Origin of the sequence: Lysinibacillus sp. RC79 (assembly GCF_041262405.1) — a bacterium.
Taxonomy (GTDB): Bacteria; Bacillota; Bacilli; order Bacillales_A; family Planococcaceae; genus Lysinibacillus.
The window spans coordinates 106,113-130,950 of sequence record NZ_JBGCCD010000008.1; the positions used below are offsets into that span (position 1 = coordinate 106,113).

At 35.8% G+C, this 24,838-nt stretch carries 23 protein-coding genes; 15 read left to right on the forward strand and 8 right to left on the reverse strand.

Annotated features, from left to right (window positions below):
* Nucleotides 1-269: 269 nt before the first annotated feature.
* Both ABH968_RS10300 and ABH968_RS10305 read right to left on the reverse strand, forming a co-directional pair.
* Nucleotides 270-1,139, reverse strand: coding sequence for a transporter substrate-binding domain-containing protein (locus tag ABH968_RS10300; protein ID WP_370043937.1), 870 nt, complete (start codon nt 1,137-1,139; stop codon nt 270-272).
* A 13-nt stretch (nt 1,140-1,152) separates the two neighbouring features.
* Entirely contained in the window at nt 1,153-2,316 is a 1,164-nt protein-coding gene (locus ABH968_RS10305) for an acyl-CoA dehydrogenase family protein (RefSeq protein ID WP_370043938.1), read from the reverse strand.
* A 271-nt stretch (nt 2,317-2,587) separates the two neighbouring features.
* On the opposite strand from ABH968_RS10305, the gene ABH968_RS10310 reads away from it, so the two are divergent.
* Nucleotides 2,588-3,334, forward strand: a complete 747-nt coding sequence (locus tag ABH968_RS10310; RefSeq protein ID WP_370043939.1) for a hypothetical protein — start codon at nt 2,588-2,590, stop codon at nt 3,332-3,334.
* 121 nt (nt 3,335-3,455) lie between these two features.
* Here ABH968_RS10310 and ABH968_RS10315 read toward each other — a convergent pair whose 3' ends face one another.
* Nucleotides 3,456-3,830 (reverse strand): VOC family protein, encoded by a 375-nt coding sequence (locus ABH968_RS10315; RefSeq protein ID WP_370043940.1) that lies wholly within the window; start codon nt 3,828-3,830, stop codon nt 3,456-3,458.
* 468 nt (nt 3,831-4,298) lie between these two features.
* Between ABH968_RS10315 and ABH968_RS10320 the strand changes: the two genes are divergently transcribed.
* Entirely contained in the window at nt 4,299-6,248 is a 1,950-nt protein-coding gene (locus tag ABH968_RS10320) for a methyl-accepting chemotaxis protein (RefSeq protein ID WP_370043941.1), read from the forward strand.
* A 99-nt stretch (nt 6,249-6,347) separates the two neighbouring features.
* Here the strand turns inward: ABH968_RS10320 and ABH968_RS10325 are convergent, their stop codons facing one another.
* On the reverse strand, nt 6,348-6,767 hold the full coding sequence (locus ABH968_RS10325) for a VOC family protein (protein ID WP_370043942.1): 420 nt from the start codon (nt 6,765-6,767) through the stop codon (nt 6,348-6,350).
* Between the two features lie 312 nt (nt 6,768-7,079).
* On the opposite strand from ABH968_RS10325, the gene guaC reads away from it, so the two are divergent.
* Entirely contained in the window at nt 7,080-8,063 is a 984-nt protein-coding gene (gene guaC, locus ABH968_RS10330; protein WP_370043943.1) for a GMP reductase, read from the forward strand.
* A gap of 500 nt (nt 8,064-8,563) precedes the next feature.
* On the forward strand, nt 8,564-10,300 hold the full coding sequence (locus tag ABH968_RS10335; RefSeq protein WP_370043944.1) for a methyl-accepting chemotaxis protein: 1,737 nt from the start codon (nt 8,564-8,566) through the stop codon (nt 10,298-10,300).
* Nucleotides 10,301-10,454: 154 nt separating this feature from the next.
* Here ABH968_RS10335 and ABH968_RS10340 read toward each other — a convergent pair whose 3' ends face one another.
* On the reverse strand, nt 10,455-10,679 hold the full coding sequence (locus ABH968_RS10340; RefSeq protein ID WP_053595978.1) for a hypothetical protein: 225 nt from the start codon (nt 10,677-10,679) through the stop codon (nt 10,455-10,457).
* A gap of 548 nt (nt 10,680-11,227) precedes the next feature.
* Here ABH968_RS10340 and psiE point away from each other — a divergent pair.
* The gene (gene psiE / locus ABH968_RS10345; RefSeq protein ID WP_370043945.1) at nt 11,228-11,683 is read left to right on the forward strand and encodes a phosphate-starvation-inducible protein PsiE; all 456 of its coding nucleotides are present in this window, start codon (nt 11,228-11,230) and stop codon (nt 11,681-11,683) included.
* Between the two features lie 122 nt (nt 11,684-11,805).
* Here psiE and ABH968_RS10350 read toward each other — a convergent pair whose 3' ends face one another.
* Entirely contained in the window at nt 11,806-11,991 is a 186-nt protein-coding gene (locus ABH968_RS10350) for a hypothetical protein (protein WP_370043946.1), read from the reverse strand.
* A gap of 411 nt (nt 11,992-12,402) precedes the next feature.
* On the opposite strand from ABH968_RS10350, the gene ABH968_RS10355 reads away from it, so the two are divergent.
* Both ABH968_RS10355 and ABH968_RS10360 read left to right on the forward strand, forming a co-directional pair.
* Nucleotides 12,403-13,419, forward strand: a complete 1,017-nt coding sequence (locus ABH968_RS10355; RefSeq protein WP_370043947.1) for an HAAS signaling domain-containing protein — start codon at nt 12,403-12,405, stop codon at nt 13,417-13,419.
* 190 nt (nt 13,420-13,609) lie between these two features.
* Nucleotides 13,610-14,749, forward strand: a complete 1,140-nt coding sequence (locus ABH968_RS10360; RefSeq protein ID WP_370043948.1) for a SpoIIE family protein phosphatase — start codon at nt 13,610-13,612, stop codon at nt 14,747-14,749.
* 70 nt (nt 14,750-14,819) lie between these two features.
* Here the strand turns inward: ABH968_RS10360 and ABH968_RS10365 are convergent, their stop codons facing one another.
* Together ABH968_RS10365 and ABH968_RS10370 are read right to left on the reverse strand one after the other, a co-directional pair.
* Nucleotides 14,820-15,659, reverse strand: a complete 840-nt coding sequence (locus ABH968_RS10365) for a CheR family methyltransferase (RefSeq protein ID WP_370043949.1) — start codon at nt 15,657-15,659, stop codon at nt 14,820-14,822.
* Between the two features lies 1 nt (nt 15,660).
* Nucleotides 15,661-18,408 carry an ATP-binding protein gene (locus ABH968_RS10370; protein WP_370043950.1) on the reverse strand — a complete coding sequence of 916 codons (2,748 nt, stop codon included), beginning with the start codon at nt 18,406-18,408 and terminating at the stop codon, nt 15,661-15,663.
* Between the two features lie 347 nt (nt 18,409-18,755).
* Here ABH968_RS10370 and ABH968_RS10375 point away from each other — a divergent pair, with 347 nt between their 5' ends.
* From ABH968_RS10375 to ABH968_RS10410, 8 genes are all read left to right on the forward strand, one after another.
* On the forward strand, nt 18,756-19,946 hold the full coding sequence (locus ABH968_RS10375; protein WP_370043951.1) for a M14 family metallopeptidase: 1,191 nt from the start codon (nt 18,756-18,758) through the stop codon (nt 19,944-19,946).
* 251 nt (nt 19,947-20,197) lie between these two features.
* Nucleotides 20,198-20,527, forward strand: coding sequence for a PadR family transcriptional regulator (locus ABH968_RS10380; RefSeq protein WP_049662700.1), 330 nt, complete (start codon nt 20,198-20,200; stop codon nt 20,525-20,527).
* Nucleotides 20,524-20,931, forward strand: a complete 408-nt coding sequence (locus ABH968_RS10385) for a permease prefix domain 1-containing protein (RefSeq protein ID WP_370043952.1) — start codon at nt 20,524-20,526, stop codon at nt 20,929-20,931. Before ABH968_RS10380 ends, ABH968_RS10385 begins: the two co-directional genes overlap by 4 nt.
* Nucleotides 20,932-20,934: 3 nt before the next feature.
* On the forward strand, nt 20,935-21,594 hold the full coding sequence (locus ABH968_RS10390) for a hypothetical protein (RefSeq protein WP_370043953.1): 660 nt from the start codon (nt 20,935-20,937) through the stop codon (nt 21,592-21,594).
* A gap of 38 nt (nt 21,595-21,632) precedes the next feature.
* Nucleotides 21,633-22,664, forward strand: coding sequence for an alpha/beta fold hydrolase (locus tag ABH968_RS10395; protein ID WP_370043954.1), 1,032 nt, complete (start codon nt 21,633-21,635; stop codon nt 22,662-22,664).
* Between the two features lie 460 nt (nt 22,665-23,124).
* Entirely contained in the window at nt 23,125-23,538 is a 414-nt protein-coding gene (locus ABH968_RS10400) for a MarR family winged helix-turn-helix transcriptional regulator (RefSeq protein ID WP_370043955.1), read from the forward strand.
* A gap of 161 nt (nt 23,539-23,699) precedes the next feature.
* Nucleotides 23,700-24,356, forward strand: a complete 657-nt coding sequence (locus ABH968_RS10405) for a hypothetical protein (RefSeq protein ID WP_370043956.1) — start codon at nt 23,700-23,702, stop codon at nt 24,354-24,356.
* The gene (locus tag ABH968_RS10410) at nt 24,353-24,634 is read left to right on the forward strand and encodes a hypothetical protein (protein ID WP_370043957.1); all 282 of its coding nucleotides are present in this window, start codon (nt 24,353-24,355) and stop codon (nt 24,632-24,634) included. The genes ABH968_RS10405 and ABH968_RS10410 overlap by 4 nt, the downstream gene beginning before the upstream one ends.
* Nucleotides 24,635-24,838: the final 204 nt, after the last annotated feature.

The following is a 24,838-nucleotide window of genomic DNA, read 5'->3' on the forward strand; positions in this document are numbered from 1 at the left end:
ACTTGCTTTCCTGCGGGCGAGCGGGAGTCAAGTAGCCCTTCACTACAATCAGCTAAATATGCTCATATATAAGGCAAATTATCAACAAAAAAATCCCTTTTTCACCCAATAATTAACAAACATTTTTCCCTAATCAACACACCTGATACAATAATTCTCTTTTTATTAATAAAGACTGCTGAGTATACTGACTCAACAGCCTTTTATTTGGTAGTAGCTGCTAACACTTTCTTTTCAAAGAGGCATCTCCTTTGATCAGCTACCGCCTATTAGCGCTTCACAGTTTCTAACACTTCAAATAAATCTCGACCGTAAAACTTAGTGCTTAATTCATTTGTTTTCTTTTGCTCTTTAATTTTTGCTATAGCTTTATCGTAAGCATCTGCAAATTCTTGTTCCTTTTTATTGAACAACGGCCATGTTTTAATAACGGCAAATTCGTTGTAAACTACGTCATCCTTTAAATTATGATATGGGCCATTTTCTGCTAAAACTTGTTGTTTAAACGGACCTTCAATCATCACACCACCATCGACACGTTTTTCATTTACCCATTGCACAACATCGACAGTAAATGCATCTCCAGCCTGTAATTTCACTTGATTGTCTGGATTGGCTTTATTATATTCATCAATAATTGTGTATTGAGCATTATTCGCAGCAATTGGTGCTAATGAATAACCTTTTTTCGCAAAGTCAGCTAATGTTTTTATACCTTCATCTTCTTTACGTAATACTAAACCCGCACTACTTAAGCCTAAAAATTCTTTAGGGAAAATAAACTTTTCTGTACGTTCTTGCGTAAAGAAGGCATTTTTTATTCCTACTTGATATTTCCCTTGCTCAACACCAATAAGTAAATCATCACTAGTTGTCCCTACAAATTCAAACTTATATTCAGGTAGCATCTCATCCACTAGCTTCATAACTTCCACATCGTAGCCTGTTGGGTTTCCGTTATCATCAATATAACTAATAGGCTTAGACGCCTGATCAAATGCAACCTTCACTGTACGTACTTTCACGCCATCTTCTGAGCCTTTATCTGAAGCTTCACCTGAATTACAGCCTGCTAAAATAGCAAGTGAAGCCAACCCGATTGCTGCCAGTTGAAAAATCTTTTTCTTTTGTTTAAACATATATCATTTCCCCTTATTCAGTCGATTTTTGTTGTTCAATTGCTGCCTTTGCCAATTTAATAATTGTCATATCATCCATCGGTGGATTATGAAGTCCTGCACGAACATTTCGATAGTAGCGCTGTAATGGATTTGTTAATTGTAGGCTTTTAGCTCCTACTACACGCATTGCCTTATCGACGATTTCAATCGCCAAATTTGTTACCGTATGCTTAGCAACTGCCATTTCATTTGCCAAAAGCTCACGTCTAGCTGGGTCATCATAAGCTTCGGCAACCCCATACAGTACAAAGCGCGCTTGATATAGCTTCAATTCAATATCACCTAGAAGTTGCTGCACATTTGGTAATGTACTAATTGGAGCATTTAAACTATTAGGTTGATAATGATTGGCAAAATGCAGTGCATAATCACGAGCTGCCTGCGCAATCCCTAAGTATGTTGCTGGTATATGTAGAATCCAACCATTTATCTTGCCACCACTTGGGTGACCCGGTAACTCTACTAAATGATTTGAAGGGACTATCACATCTTTTAAAACTAGGTCATGACTGCTTGTGCCTCGCATTGCAGACATTTCCCAGTTTTCTTCAATTGAAAGCCCTTGGGCATCTTTATGAATAAGGAAGTAACCAATTTGATTTTTCTCCTCAATCCACGCTGATGTTAAGAAGTAATCTAGTACCGGGGAGGCTGTCGTAAAGATTTTACGTCCATTTAAGAGCCAACCTGCCTCTTTTGTCACAGCATTTGTTCCTGGTCGCCCTCCACGTGTTGGACTACCAGTTGCCGCTTCACTCGCAGCCCTATTTATAATGGCACCGTTCTTTATTTCCTGAGCAAATGAACTTAGTAAATCGTCTGTCCATAGCTTTTTCTCATATAGTTCGCCTACAACACCCAATGTCCATCCTAGTGAGAGTGAAGCATTCTCGTCATAGCTTGCTAACGTTTCTTGAACGAGTACCATATCATAGACTGATAATCCTTCACCGCCATATTCTTTCGGTAAAGTTAGTTTTGGATAACCAATTTGCAAAAGTAGTTTATGTGCTTCGAATGGAAACCGAGATTGTTCATCTACCTCTTTAGCCTCGGCCTTGATTGACTCAGAAATAGATGCTAGCTGATCTAGCCAATACTGCTGCTGCTTTGTTTTAATAAATAAATCCTTCAAGAAAATCTCCTTCTTCCCAAAATGTATAAAACATATATATTTACTAAGAATTAATGTTGTAAAAAAATCTCTACCTACTTTTTAGTAGAGAGATGATGATTGGTACTGAATTTTCTGATTCGTTGACATATATCATACTTTTCGCAATTAAAAATGTCAATGGGTTAATCATAAGTTTTTTTATAAGTTTTATATTCATTACTAACATGTCTTCTTTTTTCACCAAGCCATGTTTACAACATATGCTAAAACTAAAGAAAGAGGTGCATGTATGACTAATAATATAAATCCATCTTTGAATAATATGGCTATTTCACCTATGACCCCTCAGGTTATTCAGACGAAATTTGGAGATATTAATGGTGATGGCTTACTTGAAACTGTTCTTTTGATGGGGACTAAAACTCCAGATAGCCCTTTGTGGAAAAACCTAACGCTTGCTATTTTTTACGGACAATCGCACCAATTCGAAAAAATAATACTAAAACAAGGCATTGGCTATAACCCAACTATATTTTTAGGTGACTTTACCGGCAATCATTTAGAAGATATTTTAGCTATTTCTGACACAGGAGGTAGTGGAGGTATTATCAACGGTGAAATATTTGCCTCAATAAACGGCCAAATACGCTCGATTTTTGATGCAGAATCATTTAATAATAAGTTAAAGTACACCGTTAATTATCAAAACCAATACAAAGTAGCCGTTCGTAGCATGAATCCCAAAAAGCAATATATCATCGATTTACAATACAAGGGTACAGATTATTTAGCGGAAATTTATAATCAAGACGGTACACTAAAGCAGCCTATTGAAGGATGGGTAGATCCAATCAGCGGATTGTATCCAGTAGACTATGAACGTGATGGAATATATGAGATTTTAGCTTATCAGGCTATCGCAGGCAGATTTCATGCCGATGGATTAGGTTATGTAGAAAATATTTTGAAATGGGATGGCCATGAATTTATAGTTGACCGTCAAACTGTAGGGATTTTTGGAGAAGATTTAAAGTAAATTGCAATTCAACGCACTTATATAGAAAAAAATCTGCCCGATTTCAGCACAGAACAATTGAAATCGGACAGATTCCCCGTTAACTTTTTCTACTGATAAGACATCCATGTAACTATAAGATTTATTTTTCTACCAATGCAAAATAATTATTTTCGTGATCAGCAAAATTAAAAACCCTACCCATTGGCATCATTACTAAATCTCCTACTTTTACGCCCTTTGCTTGAAAATCCTGATATAAATTTTCTATATGATCTGCATAAAACATAATAGAAGGTGTCCCTAAATTTAATTCCGGCTGCATTTTTGCAATGATTTCTTTACTGTGAAGAACAAAGGTAGTTTGAGCTTCTTTAGTTGGAGCAATTTCAATCCAACGTACTCCGCCCTCTTCCTGGTCAGCAACTACTACAAATCCAATTTTTTCTGTCCAAAACTTCACGGCAGTATCCTGATCATTTACATATAACATTACCTGTCCAATTTGTCGAATCATGAAACAATTCCCTCCTCTTTTGAGCATTAGTATACATCAAAATGTAGCTTTATATGTCATCTAATGGTTATCGTTTTTAGGGGAATTTCAAAATATTAGTTTCTGATATCTACAATTAATGAACAGTTATTACAAAATACTTAACTTTTATTTTATTTTTGATAAAATAAGCCTAGTTGTCTATTATTTACCTTAATCCGTAAAGTGTATATTTTTCACCATAACATAGGGCGTCGATTATCCGATGAGCCTCTTAGGGTAATAAATGTTTTTTGTGCGAAAGCGTAGTGCTAACGTAGCGGCAATAACAGATGTTTTTTGCGCGAAAGCGAAACGTCAGCCGACCGGGTTTTGTCTGTGCGAAAGCGAAGCGGCAGCTGCAGGAGGTTGGTCACGAAGGCGTTATTTCCTCGATTTTCGGTGATAAGACAAAGTATAAAATACTAAATTATAGTGAGGATAATTCAAGTGAAACAACTAAGTTTAAGGAAAAAGCTCATTTTTTCATTTTTAGCAATGCTTCTAATCCCAACACTGTTAATTGGAATTGTGTCTTACCAAAGTGCTGGAAAGCAAATTTCGAAAGAACAACAAGCAAGCACAACCGAGAGTGTGCGCATGCTTAATACGAATATTACCAACACGATTGAGCCAAAAGTGAAGGACGTTCAATATTTTTCAAAAAAGCTCAATCAATCTTTTTTACAAGAAGGCAAAAATACAGAACTTAAATCTCTTTTCCACGAATACATGAACATGCATCCAGAGGTGGAACTGATTTATATCGGAACTTCTGATGGCAGACTACTGGATGAGCCTGCTCAAAAATACCCTAGTGGGTTTGACCCTCGTACGAGACCTTGGTATAAGCATGCTTTAGATAGCAAAAACCAAATTTCTATTACGGCTCCATACATTACACAGACTACAGGTGATATCGTTCTTACGATTACTCAAGCTTTACCAGATGGCTCTGGGGTAATAGGGTTAGATTTAAATATATCTACACTAAGTACCATCACGAATGATATACGCATTGGAGAAACTGGCTTTGCTTCACTTTTAGATAGCAATAAAATTTATATCGCCCAACCAGATAAAGAAAGTGGTGCTGAAGCAACAGAAAGTTATATTACTAAAATCTATGAACAAGATAGTGGTAGCATTATAGAAAAAGATCGTCAGCTACAATTTGTTACAAATAAGCTAACAGGCTGGAAAGTTGTGGGTACAATGTTTACGGCTGAGGCTGCAAGTGCCGCTGCATCGACCTTTAATATCAACTTAATAATCATCGCTGTTTCTATTATCTTTGGCATTATTTTTATGCTATTCATGATAAAATCGATCGTTAATCCGATCAATCGACTTAAACAAAGCGCTATAAAAATTAGCGAGGGCGATTTAACAGAGTTTATCGACATTCATTCTAAAGACGAGATTGGACAGCTTGGGGAAGCCTTTATCGCAATGAAGGTTAACTTAAAAAAACTTATTCGTAACGTTGATCAAAGCTCCCAACACGTACAGACTTCTGCGCAAGGATTATCTGCGAATGCCGAACAAAATATAGCTGCTTCAGAGCAAGTTACAGAAGCTATGCAACAAGTTGCTATCAGTACAGAAAAACAAACTACAGGTATTGACCAAAATGCTGCTTCTATTGAGGAAATCGCAAAAGGAGTCGTCGAGGTTGCTGATAGCTCTATGCAGGTTTCAGATTTATCGAGCTATGCTATCAAATTGGCCGATGAAGGTGGTCAAGCAGTAGAACAAACTGTTAATCAAATGGTTTCTATTCATGAATCTGTGACACAATCGGATACGATGATTAAATCTCTCTATGATCGAACGAAAGAAATTGGTTCTATTTTAGAAATTATTAGCGCTATTTCAGATCAAACAAATCTGCTTGCCCTTAATGCTGCTATTGAGGCGGCGCGAGCTGGAGAGCATGGGAAAGGCTTTGCAGTAGTCGCCGATGAAGTGCGTAAGTTAGCAGAGCAATCCCATCAATCAGCAGAGCAAATTGCTGCACTCATTACTGGCATTCAGCAAGAAACGGCTAAATCTGTTCAAACAATGATTAAGGCTTCAGCGGATGTCCAGGATGGTTTACAGCTAACAGAAGATACAAGTAGAAAATTTGCAAGCATTATTAAGAGTCTACGCGATATTGCTCCAAAAATGGAGGATATATCTGCATCTGCTCAGGAGATGTCAGCAGTAGTCGAAGAAGTTTCTGCAACTGCTATTGAGCTAACAGACCATGCTAAATTAAATGCAGCAGCGTCAGAGGAAGTTGCCGCTTCAACCGAACAAACATTATCCTCGATGCAGGAAATGGCTACAGCCGCAAAAGCACTTCTCGATATGGCTGATGAATTACAAAGCTATGTGAATCGTTTTAAATACTAAAAAGAGAAGCACGATGTTAATGGAGATTTCCCAAACATCGTGCTTTTCAATATTAACTTCTTATTCCGGACGCAATTTATGCCGAGGCATAATTGATCTTTATTTATTTTCCTCATAACTAAACTGCCATTCAATACCGAATTTATCAGTAAGGGAGCCATAGCATTTACTCCAAAACGTTTCTTGCAGCTCCATTTTAACTTTGCCACCGTCTTTAAGACCGTCAAAAGCTTTTCGCATCTGAGCCTCGTCGTCTGAGACTACGGCTAACGTTATATTGTTTCCAATCGTGAATGGGTTACCTGGAAATGTATCAGAGAACATTACAGTGCTGCCAAAAATCGAAAGTCGCGTATGCATCACAAGATCTTTTGCTTCCTCCGGTAATTGATAACTTGGATTTTGTGGTGAATCCCCAAATGTCATAATTTCAGGCTTATTCGTATTAAAAACTTTCTCATAAAAAGATACAGCCTCTCGACAATTTCCATTTAAAATTAAGTAAACCTCTACTGCCATTTCCAACACTCCCTTTGTCATTTTTCGAAACAATTCTATTTTACATGGATAACAAATAATAATACAAATTTTAGATAAACCGATCAAAAAACTACTTTTCCTCTTTTAAAAAATCATCATAAAGCCTACTTCCCATACTATAACGGAAAAATAGTACATCTTTATATTTCACTTAATTCCTGTTCTTTCCTGCTAGTTTTTTATTTATTTCGATAAAAGCTTTGACATTTACTCGAAAATAATGTAAATTACCAAATGACGAACGATTTAAATTAAAACTTAAAAAATATTCGTATTTTAGGAGTGTTTATAATGGATAACGTATTTGACTATGAGGATATTCAACTAATTCCCGCAAAATGTATTGTAGAAAGTCGCTCAGAATGTGATACTTCTGTAACTTTAGGCGGCCATACATTCAAACTTCCTGTTGTACCAGCAAACATGCAAACAATTATCGACAAAAGTCTTGCTGTGAAGCTTGCTGAAAACGGTTACTTTTATATCATGCACCGTTTTAAGCCTGAGACACGTATCGATTTCATCAAAGATCTGCAAGGCCGTGGATTAATCGCATCAATTAGCGTTGGTGTAAAAGATGAAGAATACACATTTATTGAAGAATTAGCAGCTGCAAATTTAGTGCCTGATTTTATTACAATCGATATTGCACATGGTCATTCAAATGCTGTTATTCGTATGATTCAACATATTAAAAACCATTTACCAAATAGCTTTGTTATTGCTGGTAATGTGGGTACACCTGAAGCCGTACGTGAACTTGAAAACGCTGGTGCAGATGCAACAAAAGTTGGTATTGGACCAGGTAAAGTATGTATTACTAAAATCAAAACTGGTTTTGGTACAGGTGGTTGGCAGCTAGCTGCACTACGCTGGTGTGCAAAAGCTGCAACGAAGCCAATTATCGCTGATGGTGGTATTCGAACACATGGTGATATTGCAAAATCTGTTCGCTTTGGTGCTTCAATGGTGATGATTGGATCATTATTTGCAGGCCATGAAGAGTCACCTGGCAATACAATCGAGGTCGAAGGTAAAACTGTGAAGGAATACTTCGGATCTGCTTCTGAATTCCAAAAAGGCGAACGTAAAAATGTTGAAGGTAAAAAGATGTATGTTGAACATAAAGGCAGCATCAAAGATACTTTAGTTGAAATGCAGCAAGACCTTCAATCATCTATTTCCTATGCAGGTGGCAATAAACTAGATGCCATTCGAAATGTAGATTATGTAATTGTAAAAAACTCTATTTTTAATGGAGATAAAGTATACTAAAAACTAGGGAAACCCAAACAAGAATGGAGTAAATTCTTGTTTGGGTCTTTTTTAATTAATGCCGTTTTTCCACTAGCAATTTTGGGTGTTATATAGGGTCGAAAGTATCGAGTGTTGGTGGTTCTTAGCGGAGCCGTTTCTTCAGGGAATCAGGGCGATTTTGGCTCTTGGCGGAGCAATTCTTTGGGGTATCCGAGCGGTTTCGACTCTCACCCGATCACTTCTTCACGCTACCCGATCAAGTTCGCCTCTCACCCGATCACTGCTTCATGCTTCCTGAGCAGATTCATTTTCTCCCCTACCCAACTTTAAAAATTCGTATTTCATTCCTTTGCTTAATTCCACCTCTAACCAACTACAACCAAACCATTCAAAAACTGGACATATCTTCTATTTATTTTCAGAATTTTCTATTTAATTAGAAAATTTTATATTATAATTATACTATTAGTAAATTTACAATTTGCTTTTGTAAGCAGAAAAGAACGGAGGTTTTGCCTATGATCAAATCATCAGTCCGCAACAAACTTGTCCTTCTAGCTATTATTGTCATTTTGATTCCAACAGCACTGGTCGGAACAGTCAATTACTTTTTGGCAAAAAATGAAATTGATGAGGTCGGTCGACAAAGTCTTAGAAATGGTACATTGGGCATTATTGAATTAATTGCTCAATTGGATGAGGAGGTTCAACAAGGGAAACTTACGCTAGAAGAAGCCCAGGAACGCGCCCGAACACAGATAGTTGGCCATAAACTTAAAGATAATAAAAGATCCATTGATAACCCTGTTAAATACGGTGAAAACTTCTACTTTTATGCATTTAAAGATGACGGAAATGTGGAAACTCACCCATCTCTTGAAGGACAAAACATCTCCGACTTACAAACCAGTGATGGTCGTTATTTTGTACGCGAAATGATTGATGAGGCAAATGCAGACGGTGGATATGTCCGATATGATTGGGCATTACCATCAAATCCTGATGTAGTAGCTCCTAAAATTACCTATGTAGCTAAGGACAAGCATTGGGGATGGATTATAGCTGCTGGTACCTATGAAATGGATTTTAATGCAGGCACTAAAAAGGTCCTTTACTACTCACTTGCTATGACTGCTTTTGCAACAATCATCGGTGTAACACTATATTGGTTCTTCTCAGGTAAAATGACTTCATACATACGCCGAATTATGGTGATGACATCAGATATTGCAAAAGGAAAATTAACTGGTGAAGACATTCCGATTACGACAAAAGATGAATTAGGGGTACTCGCTAGCAATGTTAATAATATGAAACATAGCTTACATGAAATGGTTCATAATACGAAAGAAAGTGCTACTCAAATGAGAGTTTCTTCAGAAATGCTTAGCGCCATTACAGAAGAAACGACTGCTTCAGCAGATGAAATTCACCAAGCCATTACAGAAATATCTAAAGGGTCCGTTATTCAAGCTGAAGAAGCCGAAATGGCGAGTAGTATGGTTGGAAAATTGTCGTCACTCATCTCAAATTCAACTGAAAAATACGCAGATATTACTGAAAATATGAATGCTATTCATACATCTCAGGAAAACGGCAGACAAAAAGTAGAAGTATTACAGCAAAACTCGAATGAATTTACGAATGTCATCGAAGAGCTGAAAGCAAATTTCTCAAGTTTAACCGGCCAAATGGAAGAAATTCATAATGTTGTACAAACAATCACGTCCATTTCTGAACAGACTAATCTTCTAGCTTTAAATGCAAGTATTGAGGCCGCACGTGCAGGCGAACATGGGAAAGGTTTTGCTGTAGTAGCAGAAGAAGTGCGTAATTTATCGGAGGATACAAATGAAGCTACTAACCGCGTGAAGAACTTATTAAAGCGTATCGAAATAGATGCAGCCAATTCAGATTCAAAGATGATGCACACGCTCCAGCTTTCGCAGGGACAGGCTATTTCGATTAACGAAGTAAAATATGCATTTACTATATTAGCAGATTCTATACAAGACATTACAGAGCACCTTGTTTCCCTCGATCAAGGTATGCATGAGATGGCTGAAAATCGTTTAATCGTTATTAATGCCATTAATGAAATAGCTAGCGTGGCGACACAATCAGCAGCTGCCACTGAACAGATTAATGCTTCGATTGATGAACAAAAGTCGGCAATCACATCTATTATGAACTCCTCGGTAGAGCTACACACAGAGGCAGAGCGCATGCATGATTTAGTCGATCGTTTTACGTGATGTACTACTTTACTAAATTTAAGATCCCTTATAAAATAGGTTTACAGCCAATTATAAGGGATCGTTATATTTTTATAAGTATGAATGTATTCAATATGTACCTTTTCAACAAAAGAAAAAATGCTACCAATGAAGCGTAGCATTTCCCTTAAAATTATAGCTTGTTAATAACAGCGTGGATCGTTTCTTTTAATTCTGCATCATGATCAGAAAGGTCTACAAGGTTTGCTACACGCTCACGTAATACTGGACGTTCAATTACAAGCTTTTCATCAAGAACTTGTACTAGTAACTCGATAACAAGACGATCACGTACGTTTAATGCTTCTTCTAAACGCTCTGGTGTAATTTTTGCATCTGTTTTTGCTGCTTTAGCCATTTTAAAAACCCCTTTTGAATTTTATATTCATGCACATCTATTTTAGCATACAGCTAATTTATTTTGAAAACTTTCTTTCGCGATTATATAGGCTCATCACCATAACGTGTGGTTGATTTCCGTTCCGACTGGGCGCTTTGTTGCTGACGCTTCGCTTTCGCACAGAGCAAAGCTTCCTGGGGGCGTCCGATGAGCCGCTTGGGCCAACACGATGTTGGTCACGAAGGCGTTATCACAGGATGTGATGCTCTTAGCCTTCGTTCCTCGGCCGGCTCGCTCCAGGGTCTCATCTGTGACGCTGATCCCCAAGGAGTCGCCCAGCCTTCACTCCAATCAACCTATATACATAACATACGTTTTAACAAATATCATCCACAGCTTTTGGTGATAATCCAATATATACCAAACCTTTACAAATTAAACCTAATACATTTACGATAAAATGTTATATTCAAATCATAAAAGGGTAACGATCAACCATATGACTTGTGTTCTCTATTTAGTTTTTCATCTTCACTTAGGACGATTTACAAGATTGGAGGAATTCGATGAATCAAAAGAACTCGACTTATTTACAATTAATAAAGGCTGTACCGCAATCTTTACAATTGTTTTTAAATGTTTGCCTTGTACTTTTAGCGCTCATTTTATCCTTCCTACTTTGCAAAGAGCTCTTCCAATTCCTTAAAATTTTAATATTCAACAACGATGACGGAGACTATAAACTTTTCCTCGCTAATATTCTTATTTTCTTTTTGTATTTTGAATTTATCACTATGATTATTAAATATTTTAAAGAGAATTATCATTTTCCACTACGTTACTTTATATATATAGGAATTACGGCCATGATTCGATTAATTATCGTAGAACATGACCATCCCATTAACACCTTAATTTATTCACTTATTATTTTAATATTAATTATAAGCTATTTTATTATTAACATTACGCCGCTGGAACGACCTGTCGGCTCATCACTTTTTATGAAAAAAGAACAATAGCTTTATACGGTGGAATTGCTTTATTACAATAAGCTATTTATTCTCAGGCTATCTTTTCTTGTTTATGAAGGAAATTAAGATTCATTTCAACATCATGGAGTCGCATACCACCAACTAGTTAGTTATCTTCCCATAGCCCATAATAATGAATGAATGGATGCATCATTGTTTTGATAGTGCATAAAGAGTGCCTTTAGTTGCTCTTTTGTTGTCTGTAAACTACCCACCCTTCCTGGATAAGCACCCACCACAATATCAACAAAATGTATAAAATCTTCTTCCTTCAATAATTTTTCAACGACTTTCAAATACATCCCCATCCTACACTAAATTTAGTGTAAGGCACGCTCTTTTCATAATTTTTTTCACATTAATTTCAGCCTTTGATAATAACATATATTACCACGTGCAAATAGTACTGTATGTTGACAGTATTAAACCCTGAGGTGATTAAGGTGAGCTCCTTATTAGATGTATAAACAAAGGAATTACGAGGTGGAACATAAGTGCATATTGTTTTGCATACACCGTTTAATAGCTATACCCTTTTTCCGCGTCTTGAGCAAGTCGGCAGTAACAATGAACTGAGTACACTATTCGCGTTAGCTCGTTGATTAGAAGTGGGATACAACTAAAGGTAAAGCTCGGAAATATGATGTATTGGGCACACATATGGCTCAACTAAAAAAGGAATGGACTGCATGAATTATTGAAGGGAGATGGAAAGAGTGAATCTGATTGATGCATATATTCATGAAGTAACTAAAAGGATAAGCAAAGATAAGCGTGATAAAACCAGTCTAGAACTAAAATCTACTATTGAAGATATGTTACCTGAAGATTATTCAGAATCAGACATAGAGGATGTGCTTAAAAAGCTTGGAAATCCTGTAGAAGTTGCGGCAAAGTATCAAGATACACCACGATTTTTAATCGGCCCAAAAGTGTTTGACACTTATATTAGGACAATAAAATTAGTTATTCCCTGGGCAATTTTAATTACAATTATTGTACAGATGATAGAAAGTATTGTGCTTTATAACGGAGAAGGTGCACTCCTGACTGCTATTATTAAAACTATTTCTCTAACTATCGCTAATATTATTTCCGTAATCATTTACGTACTGTTCTGGATTACAGTTGCTTTCATTGTCATTGAACGATCTGAAGGAAATAATATTCGAATCCCCCTTATAAAGGGCCATCCAACATGGACACCTGATGATTTAGCAAAAGTTAAAATCATTCCTAAAGAAAAAACTATTTCGCTGAATGATAATATTTTTAGTTTCTTAGGCATTGCTATTTTCGCCTTTGCCTATTTCAATGCTAATCGCCTTTTAGGCATCTATACGTCTCACAATAAAGGCGGCTTAAAATTTGTTATGCCTATATTCAATCAGAATGTCTTACTCTCCTTTGCACCAATCATTTTATTTTGTATCGTTTTAAGTGTAGCTTTAACATGTTGGAAATTAAAGACTGGTCAATGGACAATGTTAATCGCCGTAGCTAATGCACTTCTTCAATGCACAGGGGTCATTGTTTTTATACTCATGGCTATTCACCCAGATCTCATACACAGTCCCGCTGTACCTTATATCGCGGCAATTACGGAAACGACCTCTGCTAAGATTTTGTTTGCTATAGACCGAATATTATTCGTAAGCATTGCTATTGCCATCATCGCAAATGCATTTGATATTTATAGTGGCTTTAAAAAGGCTAAAATTTGAAAAGAAATATAAGTTTTGAGAGCTGACTCTTTCTTGTTAGCTCTTTACTCATTCATATATTTTAAAAACGTTTAAGATACTCCCTCAAATTGATAAAAATACCGTTATTCTCTAATGTTTTGTATAATAATAAAGTTAATACATTTATAAATAATCTGCACTAATGCAAACAGACTAAGGGGAAATAATTATGACTATTCTTCTTGTAGATGACAATCAGGTCAATCTATTTGTAATTGAAAAAGTATTAAAAAATGCAGGTTATGATAACTGTGTTTCTCTAACATCTGCCTATGAGCTCTTTGATTATTTACAGTTAGATGCACCAAATTCAACAGGAAATTCAGTGAATTTAATTTTATTAGATATAATGATGCCTGAAATCGACGGTATTGAGGCCTGTAAACGTATTAAGCAAAATGAACGATTAAAAGATATTCAAATTATCTTTGTCACAGCTCTAGAAGATAAAAACAAGCTCGCAGAAGCACTTGATGTCGGAGGAGTAGATTATATTACAAAGCCGATTAATAAAACCGAGCTTCTTGCTAGAATTCGAGTTGCATTACGATTAAAAGCTGAATTAGATTGGCATACTCAGCAAGAAAAGAAAATACAATACGAATTAGATCTAGCAACACACGTACAAAGAAGCCTTTTGAATGCTCCTTTAAACGACACTAATATTCAAATAGAGGTATCTTATCTTCCTTCTTCTAATTTAGCAGGGGATACGTATTATTGGCATAAAATAGACGATCACCGATACGCCATCATTTTGCTTGATATGATGGGACATGGAATCCCTGCAGCACTTGTTTGTATGTTTATCTCCTCTGTCCTAAGAGAAGCCGTTAAACAATTAGTAGATCCTGAATTAGTTATAAAAGAGTTAAACCGTTATATGACACTTTTGCGAAACGGAAAAGAGGACAATCTTTTTTATTTCACAGCTATTTATTTAGTGATAGATACAGAACAAAAAACAATTGAATACGTGAACGCTGGTCATCCTTCTGGCTATGCTCTAGTTGATGGAAAAACACTCGTACCATTAAATAGAGGGAGCTGTGCAGTTGGCTTTTTCGATGAGATCGACGTACAAAAGCAAGTCATTCAATACAATGAGGATGTGCAAATTGTTTTATATACGGATGGTGTGTTAGAGGCAATGGGACCAAATGAAATGGAGTCAGAGAAGCATTTACAAACGCTAATATCTACGAAATGGGATTATTCTCAACGTCTAATCGACAATTTACTGCCTAAGGAGAAACAAGAAAATCAACCAGATGATATGTGTGTATTAATGATTCAGGCACAGGCGTAAACTACTTAAGATAGGGCTGATGCCTAAGTCTCTACTGTGGAGAAACTTAGGCATCAGCCCATTTTTTATCTTACTTTATCTTCTGATATATTTTTTCATTGCCTACGATTTCTTTATATGTTGAAATAATATCTTCAAATCGTAGTGTCTCCTTATCTCCTAAGCATAAAAATCCATTATCACTTAGGCTTTCGGAAAACAAATGATGAACCTGGTTTTGTAACTCTGATGAAAAATAAATTAAAACATTTCGGCACATAATGACATGAAATTCATTAAACGATTGATCTGTTACTAAATTATGCTGTGCAAATATAATGTCTTTTAACAGTGACGGATGGAAATAAGCATATTGATCATCTGTTTTATAGTATTCGGAAAAGGCATGAAGGCCACCTGCAAGCATATAGTTTTTAGTATATGCCTGCATTTTGTTAATCGGGAATACTCCTTTTTTTGCCTTCTCCAATACTTGTTCGTTCATATCCGTAGCGTAAATAACTGCTTTATCCATTAATCCTTCTTCCTGTAGCAAAATAGCCATGGAGTATACTTCCTCACCCGTGGCACATCCTGCGTGCCAGATCCGAATTTCAGGGTAATCTCTTAAATACGGTGCAACCTCTTGGCGAAAAGCTTTAAAAAAACTAGGGTCACGGAACATTTCAGTAACATTTATAGAAAAATCGTTCAATAGTTGCTCTAAAAACCGGTCTTCGTGAATTACTTTTTCAAGTACACGAGAAATCGTTGGGATATTATTCATCCTCATCCTAGTATAAATTCTTCGTGATATAGAAGAACGATTATATTGTCGAAAATCAAATCCTGATAAACGATAGATAGCCTCAAGTAATAAATCAATTTCTAAATCTGTCTGCGTTTTTTGCTGCAAAGGAAATCGGTCCATCTTATGAACTCCCTTTAGAAACTAGCCATACTCTTAAAACGGATATTAATTGATCTAAATTTAATGGCTTACTAATATAATCTGAAGCACCAGCCTCTAACGATTTGTCTCGATCATTTATCATAGCCTTCGCTGTTAAAGCAATAATCGGTAAATCTGTAATCTTCAGTTGTTTTCGTATAATCGACATCGTTTCATAGCCATCCAAATTTGGCATCATAATATCCATCAGAATAAGATCAATTTCATCATTAGCTTGCATAATATCTAAACACTCCATTCCATCTTTTGCAACTAAGATATTCATGCCTCGTTTTTCGAGCGCATTTTTTAACGCATAGATATTACGATAATCATCGTCTACAATTAAAATATTTTTCCCTTGAAAAACTTCTATCTCATGTTGAGAGAATTCCTGAACTTCTGATAGCCGCTCTTCCTCTTCTAACTCATGTACTTCATTAGTAGCCCCTACCTCTTGAATAGCAAGTTCAAGGTATTTTTGCTCCTCGATTCCATTTGGCAAGCTTGGGATTGTCAGTGTAAATGTACTCCCTTGCCCCTCTTCACTTTGTAAAGAAACCCAGCCACCAAGTAATCTTGCAAGCTCTTTACAAATGGACAAACCAAGACCTGTTCCACCGTATTTACGTACAGTTGCCCCATCAGCCTGTTGGAATGATTCAAAAATAAGCTGATGCTTGTCCTTTGGAATACCTATACCCGTATCTGAAACAATGATTTCTAACCAGTCGGCACTAACATCCTGCATATTATTTGTTAACTGTTCTTGGCAAAGCTGTTTAATGTCAAGATTAACTGAGCCTTGCTCTGTAAATTTAAAGGCATTTGATAATAAATTTTTTAATATTTGCTGGAATCTTTTTTCGTCCGTATAGAAAACATCTACTACATTTTTGTCTATCGAAATATGGAATTGTAGATTTTGTTTCGTTGCTACAGGCGCAAAGATTTGCTCGATTTGTACAGGAACCTCACTCATATTCATCTCACCAAAGCTAATATCCAGCTTGCCTGCCTCAACTTTAGATAAATCTAAAATATCGTTAATTAATGCAAGCAAATCTCTACCCGAAGAATGGATAACCTTTGCAAATTCAGCTTCCTCTTCTGATAAATTGCTTTGGCTATTTTCGGCTAACATTTCAGATAAAATTAATATGCTATTCAGTGGCGTTCGCAATTCATGTGACATATTGGCTAAAAACTCAGATTTATACTTTGAATTTAGTAACAGCTGCTCCGCACTTTCCTCTAATTCTTTTTTAGCTTGTTCTAATTCTCTCGACTTTAACTCTGCCTCTTTTGTTCTTTCTTCCAATTGTTCATTAATCATTGTCAGTTCCTCTGTTTGGATCTGCAATTCTTCCGATTGTGCCTGAAGCTCTTCAGATTGTACTTGTAATTCCTCTGTCAAAGCTCTTGATTCATTCAATAAACGGACAATTTCCATACGCCCTAGGACACTATTGATCGTTAATCCAAAGGTTTCGATAACTTGTTTCACTAATTCCTGCTGCAGCTCATTAAAGCCAGTCATTGTAGCTAATTCAACGACAGCTATTACGTCATTTTCAAATATAATAGGGACGATAAAAATACCTTTTGGTGATACTTCCCCTAAACCAGTGCTTATTAATCGGAAATCTTCTGGAATATCATTATCAATTAAAACCCTTTTTTCTAAAGCACATTGTCCAATTAAGCCTTGCCCCAGTTTAAAGCTCTCAATTCCAACGTTATCCCTTGCGTCCGCAAAAGCAGCTTTTTTTACAAACTGTATATTATTATCAGTAGTTTCACGAACATAAAAGGCACCAAGGGAAGACTGCGTTTTTTGCGCTATTTCTGAAAGGAAGGTTTCAGCTAATTTGGTGATGGCAGAAATGCCTTGATATTTAGTGACAATTTCTGCAATATTCAACTGTAGCCATTCTCTTCTCTCAAGCGCATCCAGCAACTCATTTGTAGCGGCTGCTAGAGCATTGATTTCATCATTTGTTCTAACATGGATTCTTCCTTTTTGACTGCTCTTGGAAGCAGCGATTTCTTGGATCGTTCGTGTAACCTCTGTTAACGTTTTTACGATTGAACGAGAAATACTACTTGCAATGGTAATCGCAACAACTGAAATAAATACAAGTATGCCAAGCAGTGTAAGTGTTACAATACCATTCCTTTTGTCCAACCCGTTTACTTTGGCTTGCATAGTTGCAATTACCTCTGAACGGAGTGTTTCAAACTGCTCTCGTACTGTTTCCATGTCTTTACGGCCTATATCTACTTTATAGAGTTCCCATAACGCTTCTGTATTGTTTTCTTTTTTAAATTTAATAGAAGGCTCTCCTGACGTTGTAATCCAATGCTCAATTGTCGACTTTATCTCATTTAACTTCTGTTGTTGTATTGGGCTATTTTCTAAAAGCTGATAAAGTTCATTAAAATTAGATTTCCAATTTTCACTAGCTTTGTTATAGGGCTCTAAATAGCTTGATTCACCTGTAATAATATAGCCCCTCTGGCTCGATTCCATATCTAAAATGTAATTTTCAATGCGATTTGTTAGAGTATGTATATTTGAATCCTTCTTGATAATATAATTTCTTTCTTTTTGTAGAGAGGTAATTTGATTATTTAAGATAATCACTGATGCAAGTAAACAAAATATGATAACAATATAGCCTAACGTAATTTTCGTTCGTATACCTATCTTTAATTTATTTAACATTTGTTTTCCTACCTTTATCTGTCATAAACTCTATAACTAGTATTATTGTACATCAAAAAGTAACTAAGTTTCTTCCGCTTAGGTTAAGAGAATAATCTCTTTCCGACAAATACTTAACAAAGTTCACATTAAAAGAGCTTAACGTGTGGTTGATTTCCGTTCCGACTGGGCGCTTTCCTGGGGGCGTCAGTCTTTACTCCAATCAACTTATATAAACGTTTTAACAAATATCATCCACAACTTTTGGTGATGAGCCATTAAAAGTTAATAACTCCTATATTCTTTTCATATATATTTTATATTGGCCCATTTTACCGAGGCATAATTGATAGTAAGGAGAGAACAATGTGGACATTTACGTAAGACCAGGAGATTCTCTTTGGCGTTTCAGTGAAGTGTTTAAAATACCTCTTCAACTAATTATAGATTCGAACCGAAATATTAAACCTTCATTTTTAAGGGTTGGACAACGCATCCGAATTCCGGGGTTTGTTACAGTCAATTATCAAATCAAACAAGGAGATACTTTTTGGCAAATAGCTCAAAGCAGAAATCTACCATTAGTAGCCATCTTGCTTGTCAACCCTGGTCTTAATCCAAATCAATTACACATTGGACAGACAATTCGCATTCCCCAACGGATCACATGGAGGATCGTCAATGGTAAACAAAATTATTCCTACACTACTATGATGAATGATATCAAAAAGCTACTCGATGCTTATCCATTTCTACAAAGTTCTACAATTGGACATTCTGTTTTACAGCATGAAATTCCAGAGCTTCTAATCGGAAACGGACCTAAGCGTGTACATTATAACGGCTCCTTTCATGCGAATGAATGGATTACAACTCCGATTATGTTAACTTTTATAAACGACTACCTACTCTCTCTCACCAATCAAAGTACAATTCGCGGTTTATCTTCACTCCCACTTTACCAGCAAACAATCCTTTCTATAGTTCCGATGGTCAATCCCGATGGTGTCGATTTAGTAGTTCAAGGACCACCTAGTGACGAGGCATTAAGAAATCAGCTTATTACTTGGAATAACGGTAGCACCGATTTCTCAGGTTGGAAGGCTAATATAAATGGTGTCGATTTGAACGATCAGTTTCCTGCAAAATGGGAGCTCGAAAATGCACGAAATCCTAAAACACCTGGACCAAGAGATTTTGGAGGACAACGACCTTTGTCCGAGCCAGAGGCGATTGCTATGGCTGATTTAACAAAGAAGCGTGATTTTGCCAGAGTTCTTGCGTTTCATACACAAGGTAGAGTGATTTATTGGGGGTTTGAAAATCTCGAACCACCAGAGTCAGAAATCCTTGTTAATGAGTTTAGCCGGGTCAGTGGCTACGAGCCTGTCAATTCGGCAGGCAGTTATGCAGGTTATAAAGATTGGTTTATTCAGGACTTCCGCAGACCCGGCTTTACCGTTGAGTTAGGTAGTGGTACAAATCCGCTTCCACTCAGCCAATTCTACGACATCTATGAAGAAACATTAGGTATATTCCTTGCAGCATTGTATATGTAATAAAAAGTGCCGAAAATCTGTGAAAACAGTTTATGAAATCGAAGAACCATCACAATTCAATGCTAAATAAATAAATAAATAAATATCCCCAATCCCCTTTTACTTCTGAAGTGAATGGGGATTTTTTAACCTATAATCCATTATGTCTCGGCGAAAAACTGGACGTATTTGGAAAAATTACTTTGACAGGTAGAGTAATATTTGCTAATATTACTCTGACAGATAGAGCAATAAAAAGAAGTAGGTGACTTATGGTTCGAAGTGACATCATCCGCGGACACTTGGATTCCATTATTTTAAGGCTAATTTTAGAGAAAGATCGTTATGGTTATGAAATTTCTCAGGAAATAAGTATCCGCACAAATAATCGTTTCCAAATTAAAGAAGCAACTTTATACGCAGTTTTTCAACGTCTTGAGAAAAAGGAAATTATTGAAGCCTATTTTGGTGATGTTTCACACGGAGGCAAAAGAAAGTATTACCGTATTACCCCATTAGGTAAAGCTTATTTAAATGAGCTAGTAAAAGAGTGGTCGGAAGTAAAAGAAATTATCGACTTATTTATGGAGGGCTTAGAATGAAAAAAATAAAAAATCATATTGATGAGCTTTTTAAAGACATTCCTCGTAATAAAGAAACAGAGATGGTGAAACAAGAAATCATTCAAAATCTTGAAGAAAAAGTATTTTATTTGATGGATCAAGGGAAAGAACAAGAGGATGCCATCAACAAAGCCATCGTGGAGTTTGGAGATATTGAGGATTTAAAAAAGGAATTAGACATCAAGGAGCCCGAAAAGAAAAACATGTCTAAATTAAATTTAGAATTCTCTATATGGGGTAGTGGCTTAATTATTGCATTTTTTATTTTTATTAATCTTTACTATACACCGCATACAATTTGGGCAATCTATCCGATTTTCGCAATATTATGGTGGCCATTATCTATGTACTTCGTTTGGTCACGTAAGAAATGGAGTGAATAAAACATGAAGAACTTTATTAGCTTTTCGATTGTTGGTAGTTTGATGACAATGTTTTTTTTAGGAATCGTCAATTATACGACCTCACCTCAAACGATTTGGTTCATTTACCCGTGTTTACTTGTGTTGCTATGGCCCATTACTTTATTTTTCATGTCTAAAAAAATGTATAAACAATATTCTCTTGTTTGTAGTGCCATGATTATTGCTTTTCTTATCATTGAAAATTATTTATACTCACCCGATTATATATGGTTCATTTATGCGATTTATCCAATCATCTGGTGGCCAATTCTTATGTATTTAGAAGAAAAAGCAAAAACATTAAAAATCGCACTAATAGGCTGTGCAAGTACCATTATTTATTACTCCTTATTAAATATTATTTTGTCCCATCCATACCCTTGGGCGATTTATCCAGCATTTTTAGTAATTTGGTGGCCCTTAGCTTTATACCACGCACAAAGAAAAACGTTTGTAGCATTCTCTGTTACCGCTACAGTACTTATCAGTATCTTTTTTATTACAGTAAATATCGTCTCTTCACCAGGAGTAATATGGGCGTTTTATCCAATATTTGTAGTCCTATGGTGGCCCCTTAGCATGTACTTTTATGTTTATAAAAGAAAAATGTACAATTCAACAACTCTTCCTAAAAAAGTCTAAAAATTCCGATTGTATTTCATGTTCACAGGGGGAATTAGATGAAAAAGATAGTGAAATTTATAAAATATACTGTAATAATTACAATCGTATTACTCATAACAGCGCTTTTATTCCCTACATGGACTTCCCATATTAAAGGTAATAACAGTGTAAGTGCATTAGAGCAAGTAAAGATAAATGGAAGTAATCATGAAGTTATGATACGTGGCAAAGATAAGGATAATCCCGTTATTATTTTTGTCCATGGAGGGCCTGGATGTTCGGAAATACCGTATGCCAGTAAGTATCAAAACTTATTGGAAAACAATTTTACGGTCGTGAATTACGACCAAAGAGCAAGCGGAAAATCATATCATTTTTTTGAGGATTATTCTAATCTTTCATCAGACTTACTCGTAGATGACTTATTGGCCTTGACGGATTATATATCAGATCGTCTTGGCAAAGAAAAAGTACTATTAATTGGCCATTCTTATGGTACGTTTATTGCAACGCAAGCTGCCTCTAAAGCTCCTGAAAAATTTACAGCATATGTTGGAATTGGACAGATGAGTGATACAGTAGGAAGCGAGATTGACGGTTTGAATTACGTTATTCAGCAAGCTGAATACGATGGTAATGCAGAGGATGTTCTATATTTACAAGGGTTAACTGAACAAGTTGAAAATGGCGAGACGTTTACTCCACGGAAGTATATTGCAAAATATGGTGGATCTTCAAGACTTATTGATAACCCTGATGGGAATATCATAAGTATGTTATTCAGTCGTGAGTATAACTTATTAGATGTGATTCGTTACAACTATGGGCTATCCTATTCTCAAAAAACTCTATTAGAGGAAGTAATGAAAAACCCATTACCTACTAAAGTAAAAAAACTTGAATTACCATGCTATTTTGTTATGGGTAAATATGATTATCAAACTTCATCTAATGCAGCAAAAAAATACTTTGATATGATTGAAGCCGATAAAAAAGAATTTATTGCCTTTGAACAATCAGCACATTATCCACAATTTGAAGAGAAGGAAAAATTTTATGAATGGATGTGCGATACTTTTATAAAATAAATGCAATTGTAATAATTTCATAATCTTGAATCCAGTCAAATTATTAATGGGGATATTCTTACAATATGTTTTTTTCAAGAAATTAATCTGCCCTATTTATTTAATAAGAGCGTGTTTTAATCAATTTTTCATATGCCATGGATATAAGTTGATTGGAGTGGAGATTGGGCGACTCCTTGGGGATTAGCGTCACAGATGAGACCCTGGAGCGAGCCTTGCGAGTGAATCGGCTCATCGGACGCCCCCAGGAAAGCGCCCAGTCGGAACGGAAATCAACTAGACGTTATGGTGGTGAGCCACTCATCTGGTTAATATCATTAATATAATCAACCTCTATTACAAACTTTGTTACAACAGCAATCGAAGTTATCGATATAGTCAATAGCAACGTTTGCTGTAGCCCACATTATTTATTTACTATATAATTTAGCTATTAAATATTTTAATGGGCTGTGATACTATGTCAAAAAATGATCAATTGCACAATGTGGAAATCATTATGAAAGAGATGCTTGAAATACAGCAAAAATCAAAAATGTTTGTAAATCTCCTATCTGAGGGAGAATCATTATCTCAAAACCAACTGGTCCTCCTACTTCAACTAAAAATTAATAGTGGTATGAAAGCAACAGAAATTGCTGAGTTCTTTAGTGTGACACCAGGAGCGGTTACATCGATGTGCGATAAACTGGAAAAATTAGAATTTGTCGAGCGGATACGAGAGAAAGAAGATCGTCGTGTTGTAAAAATGGTGTTAACTAATAGCGGTGACTTAAAGGTTCAAGATTTATTTTTAAAGTTCCCACAGGAAAAACTGATAGACATGGCAAAAATATTGCGTGAGGTTAATCAGTTAATGAATAAAATTTTTTAGGATTTCATAAAATTGAAATCCTTTTTTTATTGCCCAGAAAATACATAAAAGCTCATGGCAAATTTTTTGTTCTTGACAAAACAAAGCGACATATACTTTAATTAATATATATTTTAATTATTAAAATATATATTAATTAAATTAACATGAGGTGATTATCCGTGATTCAAAAACTACGTACAGTAACCCTTACTAATGGCACTATTAAAGACTTAGCAGCAGACTGTGAGCAATTAAATATCCGTGGATTTGTTACTTTACATCAAGAAATACGCGTAAAAAAAATCTCTACTCATGGTCATAGTTCTTTTCATTCCCGCGTTGAAGCGCAGATTTTAAATAGTACAGGATCATGCTCTATAAAAGATTTTTGTGAAATTAATGAGATTAAAAATGCCGGGAGCTTAAATATACGCAATGGGCGAGTAACAAAATTGGATAGTTCTGGGAAGTTGACCATGGAACAAAACTTACAAGCAGAACAGTTTCATGCAATCGGTCTTGTTCAAGCGAATGAAATAGAGGCTAAACATTTTCAATTAAAAATGTCTGGTGGAAATGAGATTGGAAAGCTTATTGCAGATGTGATACATGTAGAAAAAGATACGTTATCTATATCTTTTCTAAAGAAAAAGCTGAATTGTAAATATATTAAAGGTGAACAAATACATCTTTCCTATACAGATGCAGAAATCGTTGATGGAGATATTGTAGCAGTAGGCGATAATTGTCATATACAAACACTTTATTATACAAAAAGCTATTCGATTGCTAAAAACGCCAAGGTGCAGCAAATTATACGGAGGGAAAAGGAATGACATTCATAAAAATCATTCAAGGCTTTTTTTGCTCATTAGCCCTTCTCGTATTATCTATCCTCTATGCAGGGCTAGTCTTAAGCGCATTACTATCAATAGTAGCCGGCATTTTGCGAACATTCGGCTTGGAACAAATACAAATGAGCATTTGGAACGGTGTTGAGCTTCCGATCGCTTTCAGCATTCCTCTAGCACTCTTGGTTTCTTTGTTGCTGTTCTTTTGTTCAATGTATATCAAACGCTCTATCCAATTTTGTTTTTCCAAGCTTAAATTTTAAAATAAGAAGCACACCTTTTGTTTGATAATAAAAGGTGTGTTTCTTATTTGTTTAATAATCATTAATTGTACGCGAGGGTCTAATTCATCTCCCCAAAATGGAGCTCCCTCAAACTTTTTCAAATTCCTCAATTGCTATCTCTTCAACAATCGCTTGTTGTTGTTCTTCATTAAGAGTCGAATATTCGCCATATACTTCATTAGT

Excerpts from the sequence above, each read along its gene's own strand:
- ABH968_RS10390 (WP_370043953.1), top strand. The coding sequence starts at position 20,935 with ATGAAGAACTTTATTAGCTTTTCGATTGTTGGTAGTTTGATGACAATG.
- ABH968_RS10395 (WP_370043954.1), top strand. The coding sequence starts at position 21,633 with ATGAAAAAGATAGTGAAATTTATAAAATATACTGTAATAATTACAATC.
- ABH968_RS10300 (WP_370043937.1), bottom strand. The coding sequence starts at position 1,139 with ATGTTTAAACAAAAGAAAAAGATTTTTCAACTGGCAGCAATCGGGTTG.
- ABH968_RS10340 (WP_053595978.1), bottom strand. The coding sequence starts at position 10,679 with ATGGCTAAAGCAGCAAAAACAGATGCAAAAATTACACCAGAGCGTTTA.
- ABH968_RS10360 (WP_370043948.1), top strand. The coding sequence starts at position 13,610 with ATGACTATTCTTCTTGTAGATGACAATCAGGTCAATCTATTTGTAATT.
- ABH968_RS10355 (WP_370043947.1), top strand. The coding sequence starts at position 12,403 with ATGGAAAGAGTGAATCTGATTGATGCATATATTCATGAAGTAACTAAA.
- ABH968_RS10325 (WP_370043942.1), bottom strand. The coding sequence starts at position 6,767 with ATGGCAGTAGAGGTTTACTTAATTTTAAATGGAAATTGTCGAGAGGCT.
- ABH968_RS10335 (WP_370043944.1), top strand. The coding sequence starts at position 8,564 with ATGATCAAATCATCAGTCCGCAACAAACTTGTCCTTCTAGCTATTATT.
- ABH968_RS10365 (WP_370043949.1), bottom strand. The coding sequence starts at position 15,659 with ATGGACCGATTTCCTTTGCAGCAAAAAACGCAGACAGATTTAGAAATT.
- ABH968_RS10370 (WP_370043950.1), bottom strand. The coding sequence starts at position 18,408 with ATGTTAAATAAATTAAAGATAGGTATACGAACGAAAATTACGTTAGGC.
- ABH968_RS10315 (WP_370043940.1), bottom strand. The coding sequence starts at position 3,830 with ATGATTCGACAAATTGGACAGGTAATGTTATATGTAAATGATCAGGAT.
- ABH968_RS10310 (WP_370043939.1), top strand. The coding sequence starts at position 2,588 with ATGACTAATAATATAAATCCATCTTTGAATAATATGGCTATTTCACCT.
- guaC (WP_370043943.1), top strand. The coding sequence starts at position 7,080 with ATGGATAACGTATTTGACTATGAGGATATTCAACTAATTCCCGCAAAA.
- ABH968_RS10410 (WP_370043957.1), top strand. The coding sequence starts at position 24,353 with ATGACATTCATAAAAATCATTCAAGGCTTTTTTTGCTCATTAGCCCTT.
- ABH968_RS10400 (WP_370043955.1), top strand. The coding sequence starts at position 23,125 with ATGTCAAAAAATGATCAATTGCACAATGTGGAAATCATTATGAAAGAG.
- ABH968_RS10380 (WP_049662700.1), top strand. The coding sequence starts at position 20,198 with ATGGTTCGAAGTGACATCATCCGCGGACACTTGGATTCCATTATTTTA.
- psiE (WP_370043945.1), top strand. The coding sequence starts at position 11,228 with ATGAATCAAAAGAACTCGACTTATTTACAATTAATAAAGGCTGTACCG.
- ABH968_RS10385 (WP_370043952.1), top strand. The coding sequence starts at position 20,524 with ATGAAAAAAATAAAAAATCATATTGATGAGCTTTTTAAAGACATTCCT.